The following is a 19504-nucleotide window of genomic DNA, read 5'->3' as shown; positions in this document are numbered from 1 at the left end:
ACCGGGGGAGGGTCAGCGGGTGAAGAGCAGGGCCCGCTTGACTTCCTGGATGGCCTTGGTGACCTCGATGCCACGGGGGCACGCGTCGGTGCAGTTGAAGGTGGTGCGGCAGCGCCACACGCCCTCGACGTCGTTGAGGATGTCGAGACGCTCGCGGGCGGCCTCGTCACGGCTGTCGAAGATGAAGCGGTGCGCGTTCACGATCGCGGCCGGGCCGAAGTAGCTGCCGTCGCTCCAGTACACGGGGCAGGAGGTGGTGCAGCAGGCGCACAGGATGCACTTGGTGGTGTCGTCGAACCGGGCACGGTCGTGCTGGCTCTGGATGCGCTCGCGGGTGGGCTCGTTACCCGAGGTGATCAGGTACGGCTTGACGGCACGGAACGCGTCGAAGAACGGCTCCATGTCGACCACGAGGTCCTTCTCCACGGGCAGGCCGCGGATCGGCTCGACGGTCATGGTGAGGGTCTTGTCGCCCTTGGGCAGCAGGTCCTTCATCAGCACCTTGCAGGCCAGCCGGTTCACGCCGTTGATCCGCATCGCGTCCGAACCGCACACACCGTGGGCGCAGGAGCGCCGGAAGGTGAGGGTGCCGTCCAGGTAGGACTTGATGTAGATCAGCACGTTGAGGAAGCGGTCGGTCGGCAGGACCGGCACCTGGAACGAATCCCAGTGCGCGCCCTTGTCGTCCTCGGTGCTGAACCGGGCCACCTTGACGGTGACCATGACCGAGCCCTCGGGAACGGGAGCCGGCTTCTGCGTGGTGGGTTCGGCTACAGCAGTCATCAGTACTTACGCTCCATCGGCTCGTAGCGGGTCTGCACCACCGGCTTGAAGTCGAGGCGGATCTCGGAGAGGAGTTCCGGACCCTCCTTGTAGGCCATCGTGTGCCGCATGAAGTTGACGTCGTCGCGGTCCGGGTAGTCCTCGCGGGCGTGGCCGCCACGCGATTCCTTGCGGTTGAGCGCGCCGACGACGGTGACCTCGGCCAGCTCGAGCAGGAAGCCCAGCTCGACGGCCTCGAGCAGGTCGCTGTTGTAGCGCTTGCCCTTGTCCTGCACCGTGATCCGGGTGTAGCGCTCCTTGAGCGTGTGGATGTCGGTGAGGACCTTCTTGAGGGTCTCCTCGGTGCGGAACACGCCCGCGTTGGCATCCATCGTGGCCTGCAGCTCGGTGCGGATATCGGCCACGCGCTCGTTGCCGTGGTCGGACAGGATCAGCGCCAGCCAGTCCTGCACCATCTTGGCCGGGTCCTCGGGCATCTCGACGAACTCGGTGCGCTGGGCGTACTCGGCGGCGGCGATACCGGCGCGCCTGCCGAACACGTTGATGTCGAGCAGCGAGTTGGTGCCCAGGCGGTTCGCGCCGTGCACGGACACGCAGGCGCACTCACCGGCGGCGTACAGGCCGGGGACCACGTCGGTGTTGTTGCGCAGCACCTCGCCACGGATGCGGGTGGGGATACCGCCCATCACGTAGTGGCAGGTCGGCATGACCGGCACGAGCTCCTTGACCGGGTCGACGCCCAGGTAGGTGCGCGCGAACTCGGTGATGTCGGGGAGCTTCTCCTCGAGCACGTCCTCGCCGAGGTGGGTCACGTCGATGTAGACGTAGTCCTTGTTCGGGCCGGCGCCGCGGCCCTCGGCCACCTCGAGCACCATCGAGCGGGCGACGATGTCGCGCGGCGCGAGGTCCTTGATGGTGGGGGCGTAGCGCTCCATGAAGCGCTCACCGGAGGCGTTGCGCAGGATGCCACCCTCACCACGAACAGCCTCGGAGATGAGGATGCCCAGGCCCGCGAGGCCTGTCGGGTGGAACTGGTGGAACTCCATGTCCTCGAGCGGCAGGCCCTTGCGGAACACGATCGCCATGCCGTCACCGGTCAGCGTGTGCGCGTTCGAGGTGGTCTTGTACATGCGGCCCGAGCCGCCGGTGGCGAACACGATCGACTTCGCGTGGAAGACGTGGATCTCGCCGGTGGCCAGCTCGTAGGCGACGACGCCGGTGGCGACGGGGCCACGCTCGGTGTCGGTCATCACCAGGTCGAGCACGTAGAACTCGTTGTAGAACTCGACGTCGTGCTTGACGCAGTTCTGGTACAGCGTCTGCAGGATCATGTGACCGGTGCGGTCGGCGGCATAACACGCGCGACGCACGGGCGCCTTGCCGTGGTCACGGGTGTGGCCACCGAAACGACGCTGGTCGATCTTGCCCTCGGGCGTGCGGTTGAACGGCAGGCCCATCTTCTCCAGGTCCATCACCGCGTCGATGGCCTCCTTGGCCATGATCTCCGCGGCGTCCTGGTCGACCAGGTAGTCACCACCCTTGACAGTGTCGAAGGTGTGCCATTCCCAGTTGTCTTCTTCGACGTTGGCCAGCGCGGCGCACATGCCGCCCTGGGCCGCGCCGGTGTGGCTGCGCGTCGGGTACAGCTTGGTCAGGACCGCGGTGCGAGCCCGGGGACCGGCCTCGATCGCCGCGCGCATACCCGCGCCACCGGCGCCGACGATGACGACGTCGTAGCGATGCTCCTGAATCGGACGGGATTCACTCATGCGAGGTGGCCTGTTCCTAACCGGTGATGTTGGGGTCGAAGGTGAAGATGACGTACGTGCCGACGCTCATCACCAGGATCATCGAGACCGCGAGAATGGTCTTGAGCCAGAACCGGGTGGAGTCCTTGCGGGAGTAGTCATCGATGACGGTCCGCAGACCGTTGCCGCCGTGCAGCTGGGCCAGCCAGAGCATGGTCAGGTCCCAGAACTGCCAGAACGGGCTGGACCAGCGACCGGCCACGAAGGCGAAGTTCAGCCGGTTCACGCCACCGTCGATCATCAGCATGATGAACATGTGGCCGAGCACCAGCACGATGAGCAGCAGGCCGGAGAAGCGCATGAACAGCCACGCGTACTTCTCGAAGTTGCCGTTCGCCTTGGCCCGGGGGGAGCGGGGAGCGTCGAGGCTGGCCGGGCGGTCGTAGGACTTGCCGAGGACAGGTGCAGACATATCAGTGCTCCGTCAGCAGGTAGAAGAACTGGCGGCCGACGCCGGCGGCGGAGACCAGAACCCAGATGGTCAGCACGATCCACAGCATCTGCTTCTGGAAGCGCGGGCCCTGCGACCAGAAGTCGACCAGGATGACGCGGACGCCGTTGAGAGCGTGGAACAGCACGCAGACGACGAGACCCATCTCCATGAGCGCGACGAGCGGGTTCTTGTACAGCTCGATCGCTTCGTCGTAGGTGACCGGGTTGACCCGGACCAGTGCCGTGTCCAGCACGTGCACGAAGAGGAAGAAGAAGATCGTGACACCGGTGATCCGGTGCAGCGCCCACGACCACATGCCAGGGTCGCCGCGGTACAGCGTCTTCCGCTTCGGCTGGGCCGGAGCCGGAGCTTCTATCGTGGTCATAGAGTGCGGTGCCTCCAACGTCGTTGATGGACCCGGTCACAGATCCGACGCCGGCGTGCGTGGAGAGGCAAATGCCCAGGTGGCTGCGCTGTGTTCGCGAGCGCTGGCCCGCCGCCGGGAACCTGAACCGATCTTCGGCTGACTCTAATCCTCTCTGTTTCGCGGAACTAATTCGGCGTGCCGTGCGTTGCGTGCGAATCGGCCGAGTTAGGTTTACCTTTCTCCTTGCCGGATACTGGTGCGAAGGCCCGTTTGTCGACGCGTTCGGCGGGATCGGCTGGAGGTTCGCGATGCCCGAAATCGACTGGAATACCTTGCATGACATGGCAATTCGCGCTATGGGGTCGGCGTATGCCCCGTACTCGGGTTTCCCGGTCGGTGCGGCGGCTCTCACGGCGGACGGCCGAATTGTGAGCGGTTGCAATGTGGAAAATGTCTCATATGGGCTAACGCTGTGTGCCGAATGTGTACTCGTCGGTAACTTATTCGCCTCGGGTGGCGGCCGTCTTGTGGCCGTCTCGGTGACCGATTCCCGGGGCGAAATCCTGATGCCGTGCGGGCGCTGCCGTCAGCTGTTGTTCGAGCACGGCGGCGCGGAGTTGCTCGTCGACCATGCCGCGGGGCCGAAGCCGCTGAGCGAGCTGCTGCCGTACGCGTTCGGGCCGGACGATCTGGCGGCCGGGCGCCGGTAGCCCTCCCGAGCTGCCCCTGTCCCGCCGCGGTGCCAGACTTGGCGCATGACGGCACTGGATGCGGTATCGGTCATCACTGGTAAGCGCGATGGAGCGGAGCTCTCCGACGCGCAGATCGACTGGGTGGTGGATGGCTTCACCCGGGGGATCGTCGCCGACGAGCAGATGTCGGCGCTGGCCATGGCGATCGTGTGGCGGGGGATGACCCGGCGCGAGACCGCCCGCTGGACGGCGGCGATGATCGGCTCGGGCAGCCGGATGGACTTCACCGACCTGCCCCGGCCCACCGTGGACAAGCATTCGACCGGCGGGGTCGGCGACAAGATCACGCTGCCGCTGGCCCCGCTGGTGGCGGCCTGCGGTGCCGCGGTGCCGCAGCTGTCGGGCCGTGGGCTCGGGCACACGGGCGGCACCCTCGACAAACTCGAGTCGATCCCGGGCTGGCGCGCCGATGTCACGGTGCCGCGGATGCGCGAGATCCTGGCCGACCCCGCGATCGGCGCGGTGGTGTGCGCGGCGGGTGCCGATCTGGCGCCCGCCGACAAACGGCTCTACGCGCTGCGCGATGTCACCGGCACGGTCGAGTCGATCCCGCTGATCGCGAGTTCGATCATGAGCAAGAAGATCGCCGAGGGGACGGCGGCGCTGGTCCTGGACGTGAAGGTCGGCTCCGGCGCCTTCCTCAAGACCGTCGACGGTGCCAGGGAACTGGCGACGGCGATGGTCGAGCTCGGCCGGGACGCGGGCGTGCGGACGGTCGCCCTGCTCACCGCGATGGACACCCCGCTCGGGCGGACCGCGGGCAACGCGCTCGAGGTCGCCGAGTCGGTGGAGGTGCTCGCCGGCGGCGGCCCGGCCGACGTGATCGAGCTGACGCTCACGCTGGCCCGCGAGATGGTCGCCCAGGCCGGACTGCACGTCGACCCGGCCGACGTCCTCGCCGACGGCCGGGCCATGGACCACTGGCGCGCGATGATCCAGGCGCAGGGCGGCGACCCCGACGCGCCGCTGCCGGTCGCCCGGCACACCGAGGTCGTCCGGGCCGAGTCCACCGGCGTCCTCACCCGGCTCGACGCGATGGGCGTCGGCCTCGCCGCCTGGCGCCTCGGCGCCGGTCGCGCCCGGCAGGGCGAGCGGGTCCAGGCGGGCGCCGGGATCGAGATGCACGCCAAACCCGGCGACGCCGTGATCGCAGGCCAGCCACTACTCACCCTGCACACCGACACCCCGGAAGCCTTCGACGGCGCGCTGGCCGCCCTCGTCGACGCGGTGGCCGTCGCGCCGACCGCCGAGACGAAGCCGGGAGACCTGGTCATCGACCGGATCGGCTGAGAACGCCGGGCGCGGGGGGCCGGATTCGGGCGAAGGAGCCGACCGGTCGAGCCGTCGTGTCGTGCCGGAACTGCCCGGCCGATGCCCGCGCGGGTGACCCGCGATAGACCGTCGCAGGGCGGATAATCAACGAGACGGTTGCCACGGGGCGAGTTCGCTGCCGGAAGTCGCGCGCCCCGCTACCGTCGATACATGACTGGACCGGCGCCCCTAGACCTTGCTTCGATCCGACGCGCACCGAAGGCTTTGCTGCACGATCACCTCGATGGTGGTCTGCGGCCCGAGACGGTGCTAGAGCTCGCCGCCGACTGCGGCTATGACGAATTACCCGCCCATGACGCCGAGAGTCTCGGGGCGTGGTTCCGCGATGCCGCCGACAGCGGATCGCTGGAGCGCTACCTGGAGACCTTCGCCCACACCGTCGCCGTGATGCAGACCCCCGAGGGCCTGCGGCGGGTCGCCCGTGAGTGCGCGATCGACCTCGCCGCCGACGGCGTGGTCTACGCCGAGGTGCGGTTCGCGCCCGAACAGCACCTGGAGAAGGGCCTGACCCTCGACGAGGTCGTCGAGCACACCATCGCCGGCTTCCGCGAGGGCGAGGCGATCGCGGCCGAGCGGGGCGACCTCATCCGGGTGACCTGCCTGCTCACCGCGATGCGGCACGCGGCCAGGTCCCGGGAGATCGCCGAGCTCACGGTCCGCTTCCGGGATCGCGGCGTCGGCGGCTTCGACATCGCGGGCGCCGAGGCGGGCTTCCCGCCCACCCGCCACCTCGACGCCTTCGAATACCTGCGAGCCAATCACGCGCACTTCACGATTCACGCGGGTGAGGCGTTCGGGTTGCCGTCGATCCACGAGGCGCTGGCGTTCTGCGGCTGCGATCGACTCGGCCACGGCGTGCGGATCACCGACGACATCACCGTGCCCGGCAATATCGAGGACGCCCAGCTCGGCCTGGTCGCCAACTACGTGCGCGACATGCGCGTCCCGCTGGAGCTGTGTCCGTCGTCGAACGTGCAGACCGGCGCGGTGCCCTCGCTGGACAAGCATCCCTTCGACCTGCTCGCGCGGCTGCGCTTCCGGGTCACCGTCAACACCGACAACCGGCTGATGAGCGACACCACCATGAGCGCGGAGATGCTCAAGCTGGTGGACACCTTCGGCTACGGCTGGAGTGACCTGGAACGCTTCACCATCAATGCGATGAAGTCGGCGTTCATCCCGTTCCCGGACCGGCTCAAGATCATCGACGAGGTGATCAAGCCGGGCTACGCCGTGCTCATCGGCTGAAACGCGAACAGGGCGGTGCCGCCTCGGCACCGCCCTGTTCCGTCGAGCTCGTTACTCCTGCGTGAGCCGCGCTTCGAACGCGCGCTGCAGGTCGCGGAACTGCTGGGCCTCCGCGGCGAACGGCGGGTTCGGCGCCATCCGGTTAGGGTCCGGGTTCAGCAGGTAGGAGACGTACCAGCCGAGCGGATTCGACTGCGCCAGCGCCTGTTCCACGCTGTCGTCGTCGGCGTAGTCGGCGGCGTCGCTGAACAGTTCGACGGCCAGGTCGAGCTGCTCGATGTCGACGGCCTCCGGGCCCTCGGCCAGATCGTCGACCAGACCGGTGAGCACGTAGACGTTCTCGTCGGTCACCTCGACCTCGAGCGAACCGTCCACCGCCGCGGTCTGCACCTCGGCGAAGGTGGAGACCCGGGCCAGCTCGTGCTCGTGATCGTCGGCCAGGTAGCGGGCCAGCGCGCGCTCGGAACCGAACACCGTGATGGTGCGGCCGTCGCCGAGGAAGATCGGCTCGTCGTCGAGGTAGCAGCGCAGGGTGAAGTGCTCGCCGTCGGAGGTGACGATCTTGACCGGGTCGATGCCGACCTCGTGCCAGAAGGAGTCGTCCTCGTCCTCTTCGTCGTCGTCCTCGGCGTCGAGGTCGACGTTCTCGAACTCCTCGTCCTCCTCGGCGGCGTCGTCGGCGTCGACCTCGTTCTCCTCGGCCGCCAGCAGTTCGGCCTCGGCGACGGCGACCGCGGCCGCGTCGACCTCGGGCGTGCTGACGACACTGTCGATCGCGTCGAGCACGTCGTCCCAGCCCTTGACGATGGCCGCGCCGACCTGGTCCCACAGCTCCTCGCCGTCGCGGCCGACGAAGGTGTTCGCCCCGCTGGCCAGCGCGCCGAGCACCGGGTTGGACCCGAAGAACTTGGTCACCACGTCGAGCTCGCACACCTCGCCGATGTTGCGCACCATCGCCAGGGTGTCCTCGAGCTCGCCGACGACATCGACGTCCGGATCGCCCGCGGCCAGCTCGGGCACGGCGACCAGATCGAAGCTGAAGTTCTCCTCCGGCTCCAGCTCGGCGGCCGAGAGACCGGCGATGATCGCCCAGGACGGGTGGTCGACGAGGTCGTTGTCGGAGTTGGTGCGGATGAACGCCGCCAGCTCCGCCACGGACTCGAATCCGTAGAGGTCGTCCTCGTGACCGAGGAACGCCTCCCACTCGTCGTCACCGTCGCGCCAGCGCGGTGCCCACAGGGTGACGAGATCGCCATCGGTCAGACCGAGCTCGATCGGGACGATGTCTCCAGAAGCCATGACGCGAAGCCTATCGACCTTCAGCGCCGGGCACTATCCGGCCCGGGTGCTAATTGCTCCGACCCCTGCGGGGCGGACCCGGTGAGCGATTCGTTCAGTGTCGCAATGATGTTGGAACGTGCCGCACCGGCGGTCTCGGTCGCCTGTTTGCAGGCCGTCAGGATGAGCTGCGCGGCCTCGGTGGGGGCCAGGGCGGTGATCCCCTCGTCCAGGGACAGCGCGACCAGGGCGCCGTCGCTGTTGACCTCGGCGGTGACGAGTCCGTCTTCGGTCGTGAATCGCCCGTTGACCTGCTTCAACCCGTACAGCGCCGCCTCCAGCGCCTCCAGCTTTCCGGTCACCCCGGCGACCAGGGCATCCATTTCCGCGCTCACAGTGGCCTCATCCAACTCGTCTGACCGGTGTCGGCGTCGTCGATGCGATCGAGCTCGTCGACCGCCTGGCGCCGGGTGGGCAGGTTCATCCGGTCCAGCAGGTGGTCCGGGATCTCGGCCTGCTCGCTGTAGATCTCGCGCAGGCGGGCCGCGGCGGCGATGGTCGAACGCCTGGTCAGGCGGAGGATCTCATCGGCGAGCGCCTGGGCACCGTACTGGTACTCGCTGCGTTCGAACTTGATCGCGATCGGCAGGCCCATGCTGGTCGCGCGGACCGAGATGGTGCCGGACCGGTTGGTGCTGACCGCGGACTCCACATTGGGAACCTCGGGGATCGGCGTGCCGGTCATGCGGTAGGCCTGTAGAAGCCGTAGAACTCCATGCCACTGTTCTCCGTTCGGATGGAACTGATCGAGACGGGATCGCCTGCCTCGACGAGCTGCCCGTTGCCGACGACCATGGCGACATGGCCGTCCCACACGGCCAGATCGCCCGGCATCAGGTCACCGGGGGACACCTGAGGATGTCCGATGTGCTGTTCCTGGGCGAGCCGGGGCAGGTCGACCCCCGCCTCGCCGTAGGCGTACTGGGTCAGGCCGCTGCAGTCGATGCCGGAGCCCGGGCTGTTGCCGCCCCACACGTACGGGGTGCCGACGGCGCTGATCGCCGAGCGCACCGCCGTCGCGGCCTCCTCGTTGGGCGCCTCGACGGTGCTGCCGTCGGGCAGGGTGATCTTGACGCCGGTGCCGGTCGACCCGGTCGACGATCCCGACGAGGACCCGGTCGAGGTCTTGCTGCCGTTGTTCGTCGTGCCGGTGGTGGTCGACTTCGAGCTGCTCGAGGTGCTGCTCAGCGCGCTCGACAGACCCGAGGTGACGGCGCTCAGCACCGAGCCGCCGGTGCCCGACAGCAGGCTGGAGGCCGAGGACGCCAGGCTGGAGATGCCCGAGGACGTGCTCGCCAGCGAGGTGCTCGACGGCGCCGGGGTGAGTTCCTGGATCGCCGCGGTCTGGGTGCCCAGCTCCTCCTCGACCCGGCTGACGACGCCGAGCCCCTGACCGATGTGGTCGATCGCCGAGCTGACCACCGCGGCCAGGCCGACGGGCGTGGCCAGGGTGGGGCTCAGCGCCGACACGTCGGCGAGGAAGGAGTTGACGATGGTGTCGAGATCCTTCTGCCCGGTCTCCACGTAGGCCGCGGCCTGGTCGACGACCGTCGCCATCTCGTTGCCGGTGTCGGACAGGGTGGCCGAGGAGGTCTGCACGCGCAGCGCCTTGGAGGTGGCCGCGTCGACCGCCATGCCGTCCCAGGCGGTGTTCACATTGTTGATGCTGTTGCGGCCGAGCTCGTAGATCTGGTCGAGATTGGTCGAGGTGGAGCGCAGGCCGTCGGACGTGCCGTCGGTGCCGAGCACGCCGGTGCCGAAGCTGGACAGCAGATCGAGCAGGGGCTGGGCCAGTCCGCTGAGGTCGATCATGCGTCGGTGCCGATCTCGCTCGCCGAGCCGAGCCCGCCCGCGAAGTCGGCGTCGGTGTCGACCAGAGTGGTGGCCGCGCTCGCGGTGGCCGCGCTCATGCTCGCCATGACCGCGGAGAGCTGGCCGATCGCGGCTACGTGACCGGCGTGCGCCGCCGAGTACGCGGCGACGAAATCGCCGCCGATCAGACCCATGATCGGGCCGAGCAAGCCGGGCGCGGAGGCTACCGATCCGGCGACCGCCGTCGCCAGGTCGGTGGACATGACCCCAGCGGTCGCGCTGTAGGCGACGATGCCCTCCGCATCGGCCGACATCTTCGTCATCGAACTTCCCCCATCCTCGAGTTCCCGGGCAGAGTACGTCACTCCATTGCTTGGACGCACCGAGGCCGCATTCGGTTCCCTCGACCGCGAAAATTTCCCCAGCAGCCGTACCCGGAGCGCCTGGTGACCCTATCGTTTTTTCATGCGCACCGACACCGTCGACCACCCGCTGGCCGCGACCCTGCTGAGCACCATGCGGGACGCCCGTACCGACAACGCCGCCTTCCGCACGGCATTGCGCGACCTCACCGGCATTCTGATGTACGAGGCGCTGCGCGACGCGCCCGTCGTGCGTGCGCCGATCGACACGCCGGTGGCGGTCACCGAGGGTGTCCGGCTGGCCGCGCCGCCGCTGCTGGTTCCGGTGCTGCGCGCCGGCCTCGGCATGGTCTACGCCGCCGCCGATCTCGTGCCGCAGGCCCGGGTCGGTTTCGTCGGCATCGCCCGCGACGAGGAGACCCACCAGCCGGTGCCCTATCTGGAATCGCTGCCCGCCGACCTGACCGGCCTGCCCGTCTTCGTCCTCGACCCGATGCTCGCCACCGGCGGCTCGATGCGCCACACCCTCGAGCTGCTCGTCGCCCGCGGCGCCACCGACATCACCGCCGTCTGCGTCGTCTCCGCTCCCGAAGGCATTGCGGCCCTGGCCGACTCCGGTCTGCCGGTCCGGCTGGTCACCGCCGCCGTCGACGAGAAGCTCAACGAGAACGCCTACATCGTCCCCGGCCTCGGCGACGCGGGTGACCGCCAGTTCGGCCCCCGCTGAAATCCCGTCGCCGACCGGGCGATCTGTGTCATCCTGCCTGTATGGGGAGTGTGGACGAACCGGTCGATCCGGTGTACGCCGACGTGATGGAGTGGGTGTCGGGGTATTTCGTCGCGCTGGCCGGTGACAGCGTGGGATACCGGCCGGGTGAGCAGGTGCACTGGTGCCCCGAATGGTGGCGACATGCCGGTGCCGTGGTCCGGCTCGACGCGCTGTGGAAGGCGTGGGAGGACCTGCGGCGGGGCGGCGGGTTCGGCATCAGCGTGTGGCTCCTCGATCACATGGATCCCCATGTCCGCGTGCTGCTCTCGTCGTCGGGGCCGTTCCGGCACTGCTCGATCGAGCGGGGCCACCGCGCGACCGAGCCGTTGCCGGTGGCCGAGCCGCCCGAGGCAGCGCTGGGATTCTTCGACGGTCCGGCGGTGCGCGGCACCCGGTGACGGGGGTGGCTACCCGGTCGCCGGACCGAGGGACCGGCAGTACGCGGCCAGCTCGGCGAGGCGGTCGGCGGCGGAGGCCCGCGCCCGCGGAAGGGCGGCGGCGTCCCCGACCGGGGCGAAGACCTCCAGGTAGCACTTGAGTTTGGGTTCGGTGCCCGACGGCCGGACGACGATGCGGAAGTCGTCGGCGTCGAAGATCAGGGCATCGGTGCGCATCCGGCCGCGGACCTGGGCCTGGTCGGTGAATTTCACCGGTGTTCCGGCGATCTCGCTGGGCGGGTCCGCGCGCAGGGCGGCGGCGAGCGCGCCCGCCGCGGCCTGATCCGGCAGGCGCAGGGAGACCTGGTCGCCCGCGTGCAGGCCGAATTCGACGGCGTAGGAGTCGAGTTCGTCCTGAAGGGTGCGGTGCCGGGCCTTCAGCAGGGCGACCAGGTCGGCGGCCGAGACGGCGGCGGAGATGCCGTCCTTGTCGCGGACGGTGGCCGGATCGACGCAGTGGCCGATCGCCTCCTCGTAGGCGTAGACGAGTCCCTCGCCCGCTCTGGCCAGCCATTTGAAGCCGGTGAGGGTCTCGGCGTAGCGGGCCGAACGGGCCGGGGCCAGCTTCGACAGCAGGCGCGAGGAGACGATGGTGGTCGCGACGAGGGGGTCGGCGGTGGCGGTGCGCAGCACGTAATCGGCCAGCAGGACACCGGTCTCGTCGCCGCGCAGCATGTGCCAGCCCCGCGCGCCGCGCACGCCGAGGGCGCAGCGATCGGCATCGGGGTCCAGCGCGATCGCCAGGTCGGCGTCGACCCGCTCGGCCAGGGCCAGCAGCAGGTCGGCCGCGCCGGGCTCCTCCGGGTTCGGGAAGGCGACGGTGGGGAAGTCGGGGTCCGGGGCGAACTGCTCGTCGACGACGTGCACATCGGTGAACCCTGCGGCCGCCAGCGCCCGCACCGCGAGCTCGCCGCCGACACCGTGCAGCGCGGTCAGCGCGATCCGCACCGGAGCCCGCTCACCCGCACCGCCGAGCACGCCGGGCAACTCGGCGACCCGTGCGAGGTAGCGGTCGACCAGTTCGGCCCCGGACGGGGAAACGGACTCCCGCGCAACAGGTTCCACGACGTAGTCGATGCACCGTTCGATCTCGGTGTCAGCGGGCGCGATCAGCTGGGACCCGCCGTCGAGGTACACCTTGTAGCCGTTGTCGGCCGGCGGATTGTGCGACGCGGTGATCTGCACCCCGGCCACCGCGCCGAGCTGCCGGACCGCGAACGCCACCACCGGCGTCGGTACCGGTTCGGGCAGCAGTGTCACCGGAAAGCCCGCCGCGGTGAAGATCTCGGCGGTGGCGGTGGCGAACTCGGCCGAGCCGTGCCTGGCATCGCGCCCGACGACGACCGCGCCACCACCGAGGCACCGCTCACGCAGCCAGGCCGCGACACCAGCGCTCGCCCGCGACACCGTGGTCACGTTCATGCCGTCCGGGCCGTCGCGCAGCGGTCCACGCAGGCCCGCGGTCCCGAAGCGCAGCATCTACACGCGCTCCAGGATCCCGCGCAGCAGCTTGCCGAGCCGGGGCGCGGCCGCCTGCCCCTCGGCGAGCACCTCCGCGTGCGACAGATGCTGGCCGGTGACCCCGGCCGCCAGGTTGGTGACCAGCGAGATGCCGAGCACCCGCGCGCCGCGCGAGCGCGCCTCGATCGCCTCGAGCACCGTCGACATACCGACCAGGTCGGCGCCGATCGTGGCCAGCATGCGGATCTCGGCGGGCGTCTCGTACTGCGGTCCGGTGAGCCCGGCGTAGACGCCCTCGGTCAGGCTCGGGTCGATCTCCCTGGCCAGTGCGCGCAGTTCGGGGTCCCAGGCGTCGACCAGATCGACGAAGCGGGCGCCTTCCAGCGGCGTGCGCGCGGTGAGGTTGAGGTGGTCGGCGATGAGCACCGGCTCGCCGACCTGCAGGCCGGGCCTGATGCCACCCGCGGCATTGGTGAGCAGCACGATCTCGGCGCCCGCCGCGATCGCCGCCGTCACCGGGTGGACCACCTGCTGCGGTGTGTAGCCCTCGTACAGGTGCTGACGGCCCATCAGCAGCAGCACGTCGTTGTCGTCGACGGTGACCGAATGCACCATGCCGCCGTGGCCCTGCGCGCTGGGTTTCCCGAAGCCGGGTAACTCGGGCATGGGGATCGAGGCCTGCGGCGCGCCGATCTCGGCGGCGGCCTCCTGCCACCCCGATCCCAGCACCACGGCCACGCGATGACGCGGCACTCCCGTACGTTCGGCGATCGCCTGAGCGGCCTGTTCGGCAAGCATGAGGTGAGTCTATGCGGCGCGGGCGCCGGGTGTTCGCGGCACCGGAGGGCCACGGGGCTACCCGCAAGTAGGTAGCTGCCGAGCTGCGGTTTATCCTTCCCGTCATGCCGTATTTGGAGCGCTCCGGTGATGTGTTCGTCCTGTACCTCGGAAACGAGGGGGAGACCGACAACGAGAACCGTTTCTCGCCGGGCTGGATCGATGCCTTCCACGCCGCCCTCGACGAGGTCGAGGCGTCCGAGGGCGCTGCCGCGCTGGTCACGGTCGCGACCGGCAAGTACTACAGCAACGGTCTCGACACCGACTGGGTGTTCGGCAACCTGGACAAGATCCACGGCTACCTCGACCGCGTGCACACCCTGTACACCCGGCTGCTGACCTTCCCGATGCCCACCGTCGCCGCGATCAACGGCCACGCGTTCGGCGCGGGCGCGATGCTGGCTTCCTCGCACGACTTCCGGGTGATGCGCGGCGACCGCGGCTTCTGGTCGCTGCCCGAGGTGCACCTGGGCATGCCGTTCACCATCGGCATGAACGGCCTGCTCAAGGGCCGGTTGAGCAACCAGGTGTGCGTGCAGGCGATGACGACCGGTCACCGGTTCGCCGCCGACGAGGCGATCGCCGCCGGCATCGTCGACGCGAAGGCCGACGCCGAGCAGGTGCTGCCCGCCGCGCTAGAGCGCGCCGCCGCGCTGACCAGCCTGCGCAAGCCGATCACCCCCGTCATCAAGACCGCGCTGCACGCCGAGACCCTCGCCGCGCTGGCCACCCCGGTCACCGCCGAGAACCTCCCGTTCGGGAACTGAGCCGCTCGCCGGTGCGCCACTGACACCCCCTGATGCGAGACTGGGGGTATGGCACCCTCGCGCACCGGCGAACTCTCGGCCACCGCATCCGATGCCGCGATCACCGCGGCGGCGGATGAACTGATCGGGCTCTCGCACGCGATCCACGCCGAACCCGAGCTCGCCTTCGCCGAGACGCGCAGCGTCGCCAAGATCCTCGCGTCGCTGGCCGAGCGCGGTTTTCTCGTCACCACCGGCGTGGCGGGCCTGCCGACCGCGTTTCGCGCCGTCTACGGCAGCGGCCCGCTCACAGTCGGTATCTGCGCCGAATACGACGCCCTGCCCGAGATCGGGCACGCGTGCGGGCACAACATCATCGCCGCGTCGGCGGTCGGCGCCGCGATCGGGCTGGCCGAGGTCGCCGACGAGCTCGGCCTGACCGTCGTCGTGCTCGGCACGCCCGCCGAGGAGAGCGGCGGCGGCAAGGTGCTCATGCTGGAGGCGGGCGCCTTCGACGACATCGCGATGGCGATGATGGTCCACCCCGGCCCCGCCGACATCGTCGGCGCCCGCTCGCTGGCCCTGGCCGACCTGTCGATCGTCTTCCACGGCCGCGAGGCGCACGCGAGCGCCGCGCCGGAACTCGGCCGCAACGCCGGCGACGCGGTGACCCTGACCCAGGTTGCCGTCGGCTTGCTGCGCCAGCATCTACGCCCTGGCCAGCAACTGCACGGTATAGTCGCTGACGGTGGCGTAGCCCCCAACATCGTGCCCGGACGGGCGGAGTTGCTGTACTACCTCCGCGCGGCCGATTCCGCGTCACTCGACGACCTGATGCGACGAGCGAAGGCGTGTTTCGAGGCGGGCGCCCTGGCAACCGGCTGCACTCACGACATACGGACGCTCGCGCCCACCTATACCGAGCTCACCCCCGATCCGGTTCTTTCGGCTGTCTACCGCGCGCAGATCACCGGATTGGGCAGGGTGCCGATCGCGCCCGAGCTCGAGGTGCTGCGTCCGCTCGGGAGCACCGACATGGGCAACGTCACCAACGTGATCCCCGGTATCCACCCGGTGATCGGCATCGACGCCGGTGGCGCGGTGACCCATCAGCCGGACTTCGCCGCCGCCGCGGTGAACGCCTCGGCCGATCGTGCGGTACTCGACGGTGCCCGCGCACTGGCGCGTACCGCTGTCGCGATAGCGCGCGATGAAGTACACAGGGACAGGTTGTTGCAACGGCTGGTCGAACGACAGGAGGACATTCGGTGAGCATTTCCGGCTATTCGGGCACCGCGCGCGCAGGCGCCGACGCGCTATCGATGGGCGTGGGAGCCCACTCGATGATGCGTGAGAACGCGGTCTGTCCGACCATGCCGGACACCGAACGAACCGATATGCCAGGAGCGGAGATCGTCGACGCGTGGCTGGCCGAGCACACCGCCGACCTCGTGCAATGGCGGCGGCACATCCACGCCAACCCCGAATTGTCGCGCGCGGAGTTCGCCACCACCGAGTTCGTCTCGGGGTGGCTGACCAAGGCCGGGCTGAGCTGGGAAGTGCTGCCCGGCGGCACCGGCCTGACCTGTGATCTCGGGCCGACCGACACCCAGCGGATCGCCCTGCGCGCCGACATGGACGCGCTGCCGATGCAGGAGTTCACCGGCCTGAGCTTCGCCTCGACCGTGCCCGGCGTGTCGCACGCCTGCGGGCACGACGCGCACACCACGGTGCTGCTCGGCACCGCGCTCGCGCTGGCCGAGGCCGAGCACACGCTGCCGGTCGGGGTGCGGCTGGTGTTCCAGCCCGCCGAGGAAGTGATGCCGGGCGGTGCGCTCGACGCCGTCGCCGCGGGGGCGATGCGGGGTGTCGACCGGATCTTCGCGCTGCACTGCGATCCCCGCCTGGAGGTCGGCAAGGTCGGGCTGCGGACCGGGGCGATCACCTCGGCCGCCGACACCGTCGAGCTGGTGCTCGACTCACCCGGCGGGCACACCTCGCGCCCGCACCTGACCAGCGACCTGGTCTACGCGATCGGCACGGTCATCACCGGCCTGCCCGGTCTGCTGAGCCGCCGGGTCGATCCGCGGACCAGCACCGTGATGGTGTGGGGCGCGGTCAGCGCGGGCAAGGCGCCGAACGCGATCCCGCAGACCGGCATGCTCACCGGCACCGTCCGCACCGGCGACCACGCCACCTGGCTGCTGCTGGAGCCGCTGGTCCGCGAGATCGTCGACGGCCTGCTCGCCCCGACCGGGGTGCGCTACCAGCTCAACTACAACTGCGGCGTCCCGCCGGTGGTCAACGACGCGACCTCGGCACTGATGTTCGAGAACGCGGTCCTGGCCATGGGCCCCGACGCCCTGGCCGACACCCCGCAGTCCGGCGGCGGCGAGGACTTCTCCTGGTACCTGGAGGAGGTCCCCGGCGCGATGGCCCGCCTGGGCGTCTGGTCCGGCACCGGCGACCAGCTCGACCTGCACCAGCCCACGTTCGACATCGACGAACGCGCCCTGGCCGTAGGCGTCCGCACCTTGACGAACATCATCCTGCAGGCATAGCGAGAACATGGGTAACTCACCGGGTACGGGCTGACCCGACCCACCCCTGACCGCCGGCCGCCGACGCAACGTCAGCGGCCGGCGAGTCCGGCCAAAATACGCGGAGAGGCGGTCAAGCGCCGGGGCCGACGTTCTTGCTGTTGCGGGTGCGCAGGGCATGGACGTAATCCTCGGGGGCGCCTGCCTTTTCGGCCGCGTCGGCGATGACGCCGATGTACCGCGCCGAAGGCAACCCGCCCTCGTAGGCGTCGAGGACGTAGAGCCACGCCAGCCGCGACTCGCCCTGGGTGCCGGTGACCCGGATCCTGATCTTCTTGTGGATACCGAAGTCCGAGCCTTCCCAGCGGTCGAGGCGTTCCTCGTCCTCGGGGGAGACGTCGTAGAGGACGACGAACACCCGGGAGCCCGGATCTTCGACGACGGTGGCCAACGGCCCTTCCCAGCCGATGTCGTCACCGGCGAAGGTCAGGCGCCAACCTTCCAGCCACCCGGTTCCCGACATGGGCGAATGCGGGCAGCGTTCCAGCATCTGCGTCGAGTCCATGTTGGACCCGTAAGCGGCATAGATCGGCACCTGACGAACTGTAGCCAATAACAGCAGCGGAATTCCTGTCTCCCACCCAGATCGGCTGACGGTCACAGTTGTGGCGGGTCCCGACACGCCGAACATGTTCACCGATCCGACCCCGGACCGTCACAACGCACCTGAAATGATGGAGCGACAGTACGGACGGGTCCCCACAAGGGACGCGGCCGATCAGGCGAATACAGGGAGCGTGGCTGTGGCACGGATTGCGATCATCGGTGGCGGACCGGCGGGATATGAGGCAGCCCTGGTGGCCGCCCAGCACGGGGCCTCGGTGACCCTGGTCGACGCCGACGGCATCGGCGGCGCGTGCGTGCTCTGGGACTGCGTTCCGTCCAAGACCTTCATCGCCTCGACCGGTCTGCGCACCGATCTGCGCCGCGCCCGCGATCTGGGCATCACCCTCGACGCCAGCCAGGCCCAGGTGCACCTGCCCGAGGTGAACGGCCGCGTCAAGGCGCTCGCGCTGGCCCAGTCCGCCGACATCCGCGCCAAGTTGCAGGCCGCCGGGGTGCAGTTGCTGGCGGGCCGGGGCGAATTGGTCGGTCCCGCGACCGGTTTGGCGCATCGGGTCAAGGCGACGCTGGCCGACGGCAGCACCGAGGAGTTCGAGGCCGAGGTCGTGCTCATCGCCACCGGCGCCAGCCCGCGCGTGCTGCCCGGCGCCGAGCCGGACGGCGAGCGCATCCTGAACTGGCGCCAGCTCTACGACCTGCAGGAACTGCCCGAGACTCTGGTGGTGGTCGGGTCCGGTGTCACCGGCGCCGAGTTCGTCTCCGCGTACACCGAGATGGGTGTGCGGGTGAAGCTGGTCTCCAGCCGCGACCGCGTGCTGCCCGGCGAGGACGCCGACGCGGCGCTGGTGCTCGAGGAAGCGCTGGCCGAGCGAGGCGTCGAGCTGGTCAAGCACGCCCGCGCCGACGCGGTGGAGCGCACCGCCGACGGCATCGTGGTGAAGCTGTCCGACGGCCGTACCGTGACGGGTTCGCACGCGCTGATGACCGTCGGCTCGACGCCGAACACCGACAGCCTCGGCCTGGACCGGGTCGGCATCGAACTCGATCGCGGCGGATACCTTCGCGTCGACCGGGTTTCGCGTACCTCGGTGCCCGGCGTCTACGCCGCGGGCGACTGCACCGGCCTGCTCCCGCTGGCCTCGGTGGCCGCCATGCAGGGCCGCATCGCGATGTATCACGCGCTGGGCGAGGGCGTGAGCCCGATCCGCCTGAAGACGGTGGCCTCGGCGGTGTTCACCCGGCCGGAGATCGCGACCGTCGGGGTCAGCCAGACCGCGATCGACAACGGCGAGGTGCCCGCGCGCACGGTGATGCTGCCGCTGAACACCAATCCGCGCGCGAAGATGTCGGGACTGCGGCGCGGTTTCGTCAAGATCTTCTGCCGTCCGGCGACCGGCGTGGTGATCGGCGGCGTTGTCGTCGCGCCGATCGCCTCGGAGCTGATCCTGCCGATCGCGCTGGCGGTGCAGAACAACCTCACCGTCACCGATCTCGCGCAGACGTTCTCGGTGTATCCGTCGCTGACCGGTTCGGTCACCGAAGCCGGGCGTTTGCTGATGCGCCACGACGACCTGGACTGAGCGCCGCGCCGAAAAATGTGAGTCGGATCACTGATCGGCGAGGTTTCGAATTGTCTTGTTCGACAACGGTGGTCGTCGATTCCCGATGGTGGTCCCGGACCGTGTTTCCGCAGGCGGAGCGGCGGCGGTGCGAAACTTACTGCTGCGTTGCCTGTCCCGCGCTCATGTGGTTGACTCACGGCCGAGGCGCGATCAGTTGTGGTCGCGTGGTGGAGCAGTGGGGGATTCCCTCCGGGAAAGGGATAAGCGAAAAGTGAAGCATCGTAAGCCGAGTC

21 protein-coding genes are annotated in these 19504 nt (G+C 69.3%); 9 read left to right on the top strand and 12 right to left on the bottom strand.

Annotation, left to right across the window (positions count from 1 at the left end; translation table 11 throughout):
* Window positions 1-12: 12 nt before the first annotated feature.
* The 4 genes from AB0H54_RS29275 to sdhC are packed head-to-tail and all read right to left on the bottom strand — an operon-like array spanning window position 13 to window position 3409.
* Window positions 13-783 carry a succinate dehydrogenase iron-sulfur subunit gene (locus AB0H54_RS29275; RefSeq protein ID WP_355271616.1) on the bottom strand — a complete coding sequence of 257 codons (771 nt, stop codon included), beginning with the start codon at window positions 781-783 and terminating at the stop codon, window positions 13-15.
* A complete protein-coding gene (sdhA, locus tag AB0H54_RS29270) occupies window positions 783-2552 on the bottom strand; it encodes a succinate dehydrogenase flavoprotein subunit (RefSeq protein ID WP_355271618.1) in 1770 nt (589 codons plus the stop codon). Before sdhA ends, AB0H54_RS29275 begins: the two co-directional genes overlap by 1 nt.
* A 16-nt stretch (window positions 2553-2568) precedes the next feature.
* Window positions 2569-3003 (bottom strand): succinate dehydrogenase hydrophobic membrane anchor subunit, encoded by a 435-nt coding sequence (locus AB0H54_RS29265; RefSeq protein ID WP_355271620.1) that lies wholly within the window; start codon window positions 3001-3003, stop codon window positions 2569-2571.
* A 1-nt stretch (window position 3004) separates the two neighbouring features.
* Window positions 3005-3409 carry a succinate dehydrogenase, cytochrome b556 subunit gene (gene sdhC, locus AB0H54_RS29260; protein WP_355271621.1) on the bottom strand — a complete coding sequence of 135 codons (405 nt, stop codon included), beginning with the start codon at window positions 3407-3409 and terminating at the stop codon, window positions 3005-3007.
* Window positions 3410-3699: 290 nt separating this feature from the next.
* Here sdhC and AB0H54_RS29255 point away from each other — a divergent pair, with 290 nt between their 5' ends.
* The 3 genes from AB0H54_RS29255 (at window position 3700) to AB0H54_RS29245 (ending at window position 6723) form a co-directional block, all read left to right on the top strand.
* The gene (locus AB0H54_RS29255) at window positions 3700-4101 is read left to right on the top strand and encodes a cytidine deaminase (RefSeq protein WP_355271622.1); all 402 of its coding nucleotides are present in this window, start codon (window positions 3700-3702) and stop codon (window positions 4099-4101) included.
* Window positions 4102-4146: 45 nt separating this feature from the next.
* Complete coding sequence (locus tag AB0H54_RS29250; RefSeq protein ID WP_357349663.1) at window positions 4147-5433, top strand: thymidine phosphorylase; 1287 nt, start codon at window positions 4147-4149, stop codon at window positions 5431-5433.
* 192 nt (window positions 5434-5625) lie between these two features.
* Window positions 5626-6723 carry an adenosine deaminase gene (locus tag AB0H54_RS29245; protein WP_355271626.1) on the top strand — a complete coding sequence of 366 codons (1098 nt, stop codon included), beginning with the start codon at window positions 5626-5628 and terminating at the stop codon, window positions 6721-6723.
* A 51-nt stretch (window positions 6724-6774) separates the two neighbouring features.
* Here AB0H54_RS29245 and AB0H54_RS29240 read toward each other — a convergent pair whose 3' ends face one another.
* The 5 genes from AB0H54_RS29240 to AB0H54_RS29220 are packed head-to-tail and all read right to left on the bottom strand — an operon-like array spanning window position 6775 to window position 10196.
* Window positions 6775-8022, bottom strand: coding sequence for a primosomal protein (locus tag AB0H54_RS29240; RefSeq protein ID WP_357349661.1), 1248 nt, complete (start codon window positions 8020-8022; stop codon window positions 6775-6777).
* Between the two features lie 20 nt (window positions 8023-8042).
* On the bottom strand, window positions 8043-8396 hold the full coding sequence (locus AB0H54_RS29235) for a YbaB/EbfC family nucleoid-associated protein (RefSeq protein WP_357349659.1): 354 nt from the start codon (window positions 8394-8396) through the stop codon (window positions 8043-8045).
* On the bottom strand, window positions 8393-8746 hold the full coding sequence (locus AB0H54_RS29230; RefSeq protein ID WP_218717692.1) for a hypothetical protein: 354 nt from the start codon (window positions 8744-8746) through the stop codon (window positions 8393-8395). Before AB0H54_RS29230 ends, AB0H54_RS29235 begins: the two co-directional genes overlap by 4 nt.
* Window positions 8743-9873: a C40 family peptidase gene (locus AB0H54_RS29225; protein ID WP_355271631.1), complete on the bottom strand. Its 1131-nt coding sequence runs from the start codon at window positions 9871-9873 to the stop codon at window positions 8743-8745. The genes AB0H54_RS29230 and AB0H54_RS29225 overlap by 4 nt, the downstream gene beginning before the upstream one ends.
* The gene (locus AB0H54_RS29220) at window positions 9870-10196 is read right to left on the bottom strand and encodes a type VII secretion target (RefSeq protein WP_357349656.1); all 327 of its coding nucleotides are present in this window, start codon (window positions 10194-10196) and stop codon (window positions 9870-9872) included. Before AB0H54_RS29220 ends, AB0H54_RS29225 begins: the two co-directional genes overlap by 4 nt.
* Before the next feature lie 142 nt (window positions 10197-10338).
* Between AB0H54_RS29220 and upp the strand changes: the two genes are divergently transcribed.
* Together upp and AB0H54_RS29210 are read left to right on the top strand one after the other, a co-directional pair.
* Window positions 10339-10962, top strand: coding sequence for a uracil phosphoribosyltransferase (upp, locus tag AB0H54_RS29215; protein ID WP_355271635.1), 624 nt, complete (start codon window positions 10339-10341; stop codon window positions 10960-10962).
* A 41-nt stretch (window positions 10963-11003) separates the two neighbouring features.
* Entirely contained in the window at window positions 11004-11402 is a 399-nt protein-coding gene (locus tag AB0H54_RS29210) for a DUF4913 domain-containing protein (RefSeq protein WP_357349654.1), read from the top strand.
* A gap of 9 nt (window positions 11403-11411) precedes the next feature.
* On the opposite strand, the gene AB0H54_RS29205 is transcribed toward AB0H54_RS29210, so the two are convergent.
* Window positions 11412-12920 carry a phospho-sugar mutase gene (locus AB0H54_RS29205; protein ID WP_357349652.1) on the bottom strand — a complete coding sequence of 503 codons (1509 nt, stop codon included), beginning with the start codon at window positions 12918-12920 and terminating at the stop codon, window positions 11412-11414.
* The gene (locus AB0H54_RS29200) at window positions 12921-13700 is read right to left on the bottom strand and encodes a purine-nucleoside phosphorylase (RefSeq protein ID WP_357349650.1); all 780 of its coding nucleotides are present in this window, start codon (window positions 13698-13700) and stop codon (window positions 12921-12923) included. It abuts the gene before it with no gap.
* A gap of 104 nt (window positions 13701-13804) precedes the next feature.
* On the opposite strand from AB0H54_RS29200, the gene AB0H54_RS29195 reads away from it, so the two are divergent.
* From AB0H54_RS29195 to AB0H54_RS29185, 3 genes are all read left to right on the top strand, one after another.
* Complete coding sequence (locus AB0H54_RS29195) at window positions 13805-14506, top strand: enoyl-CoA hydratase-related protein (RefSeq protein ID WP_357349648.1); 702 nt, start codon at window positions 13805-13807, stop codon at window positions 14504-14506.
* A 48-nt stretch (window positions 14507-14554) separates the two neighbouring features.
* Entirely contained in the window at window positions 14555-15757 is a 1203-nt protein-coding gene (locus AB0H54_RS29190) for a M20 family metallopeptidase (RefSeq protein WP_355271644.1), read from the top strand.
* Window positions 15758-15882: 125 nt separating this feature from the next.
* Window positions 15883-17046: a M20 family metallopeptidase gene (locus AB0H54_RS29185; RefSeq protein WP_357349740.1), complete on the top strand. Its 1164-nt coding sequence runs from the start codon at window positions 15883-15885 to the stop codon at window positions 17044-17046.
* Window positions 17047-17158: 112 nt separating this feature from the next.
* On the opposite strand, the gene AB0H54_RS29180 is transcribed toward AB0H54_RS29185, so the two are convergent.
* On the bottom strand, window positions 17159-17620 hold the full coding sequence (locus AB0H54_RS29180; RefSeq protein ID WP_218717701.1) for a gamma-glutamylcyclotransferase: 462 nt from the start codon (window positions 17618-17620) through the stop codon (window positions 17159-17161).
* 208 nt (window positions 17621-17828) lie between these two features.
* On the opposite strand from AB0H54_RS29180, the gene AB0H54_RS29175 reads away from it, so the two are divergent.
* The gene (locus AB0H54_RS29175) at window positions 17829-19229 is read left to right on the top strand and encodes an NAD(P)H-quinone dehydrogenase (RefSeq protein ID WP_355271646.1); all 1401 of its coding nucleotides are present in this window, start codon (window positions 17829-17831) and stop codon (window positions 19227-19229) included.
* The last annotated feature ends 275 nt before the right edge of the window (window positions 19230-19504 follow it).

The sequence above is a fragment of the Nocardia sp. NPDC050718 genome, from assembly GCF_040654235.1.
Taxonomy (GTDB): Bacteria; Actinomycetota; Actinomycetes; order Mycobacteriales; family Mycobacteriaceae; genus Nocardia.
The sequence above is the reverse complement of the archived record's forward strand: the minus strand, read 5'-3'. Positions and strand labels throughout refer to the sequence as shown.

Coding starts and splice junctions, on each gene's coding strand:
- AB0H54_RS29275 (WP_355271616.1), bottom strand. CDS start 783: ATGACTGCTGTAGCCGAACCCACCACGCAGAAGCCGGCTCCCGTTCCC.
- sdhA (WP_355271618.1), bottom strand. CDS start 2,552: ATGAGTGAATCCCGTCCGATTCAGGAGCATCGCTACGACGTCGTCATC.
- AB0H54_RS29265 (WP_355271620.1), bottom strand. CDS start 3,003: ATGTCTGCACCTGTCCTCGGCAAGTCCTACGACCGCCCGGCCAGCCTC.
- sdhC (WP_355271621.1), bottom strand. CDS start 3,409: ATGACCACGATAGAAGCTCCGGCTCCGGCCCAGCCGAAGCGGAAGACG.
- AB0H54_RS29255 (WP_355271622.1), top strand. CDS start 3,700: ATGCCCGAAATCGACTGGAATACCTTGCATGACATGGCAATTCGCGCT.
- AB0H54_RS29250 (WP_357349663.1), top strand. CDS start 4,147: ATGACGGCACTGGATGCGGTATCGGTCATCACTGGTAAGCGCGATGGA.
- AB0H54_RS29245 (WP_355271626.1), top strand. CDS start 5,626: ATGACTGGACCGGCGCCCCTAGACCTTGCTTCGATCCGACGCGCACCG.
- AB0H54_RS29240 (WP_357349661.1), bottom strand. CDS start 8,022: ATGGCTTCTGGAGACATCGTCCCGATCGAGCTCGGTCTGACCGATGGC.
- AB0H54_RS29230 (WP_218717692.1), bottom strand. CDS start 8,746: ATGACCGGCACGCCGATCCCCGAGGTTCCCAATGTGGAGTCCGCGGTC.
- AB0H54_RS29225 (WP_355271631.1), bottom strand. CDS start 9,873: ATGATCGACCTCAGCGGACTGGCCCAGCCCCTGCTCGATCTGCTGTCC.
- AB0H54_RS29220 (WP_357349656.1), bottom strand. CDS start 10,196: ATGACGAAGATGTCGGCCGATGCGGAGGGCATCGTCGCCTACAGCGCG.
- upp (WP_355271635.1), top strand. CDS start 10,339: ATGCGCACCGACACCGTCGACCACCCGCTGGCCGCGACCCTGCTGAGC.
- AB0H54_RS29210 (WP_357349654.1), top strand. CDS start 11,004: ATGGGGAGTGTGGACGAACCGGTCGATCCGGTGTACGCCGACGTGATG.
- AB0H54_RS29205 (WP_357349652.1), bottom strand. CDS start 12,920: ATGCTGCGCTTCGGGACCGCGGGCCTGCGTGGACCGCTGCGCGACGGC.
- AB0H54_RS29200 (WP_357349650.1), bottom strand. CDS start 13,700: ATGCTTGCCGAACAGGCCGCTCAGGCGATCGCCGAACGTACGGGAGTG.
- AB0H54_RS29195 (WP_357349648.1), top strand. CDS start 13,805: ATGCCGTATTTGGAGCGCTCCGGTGATGTGTTCGTCCTGTACCTCGGA.
- AB0H54_RS29190 (WP_355271644.1), top strand. CDS start 14,555: ATGGCACCCTCGCGCACCGGCGAACTCTCGGCCACCGCATCCGATGCC.
- AB0H54_RS29185 (WP_357349740.1), top strand. CDS start 15,883: ATGCCAGGAGCGGAGATCGTCGACGCGTGGCTGGCCGAGCACACCGCC.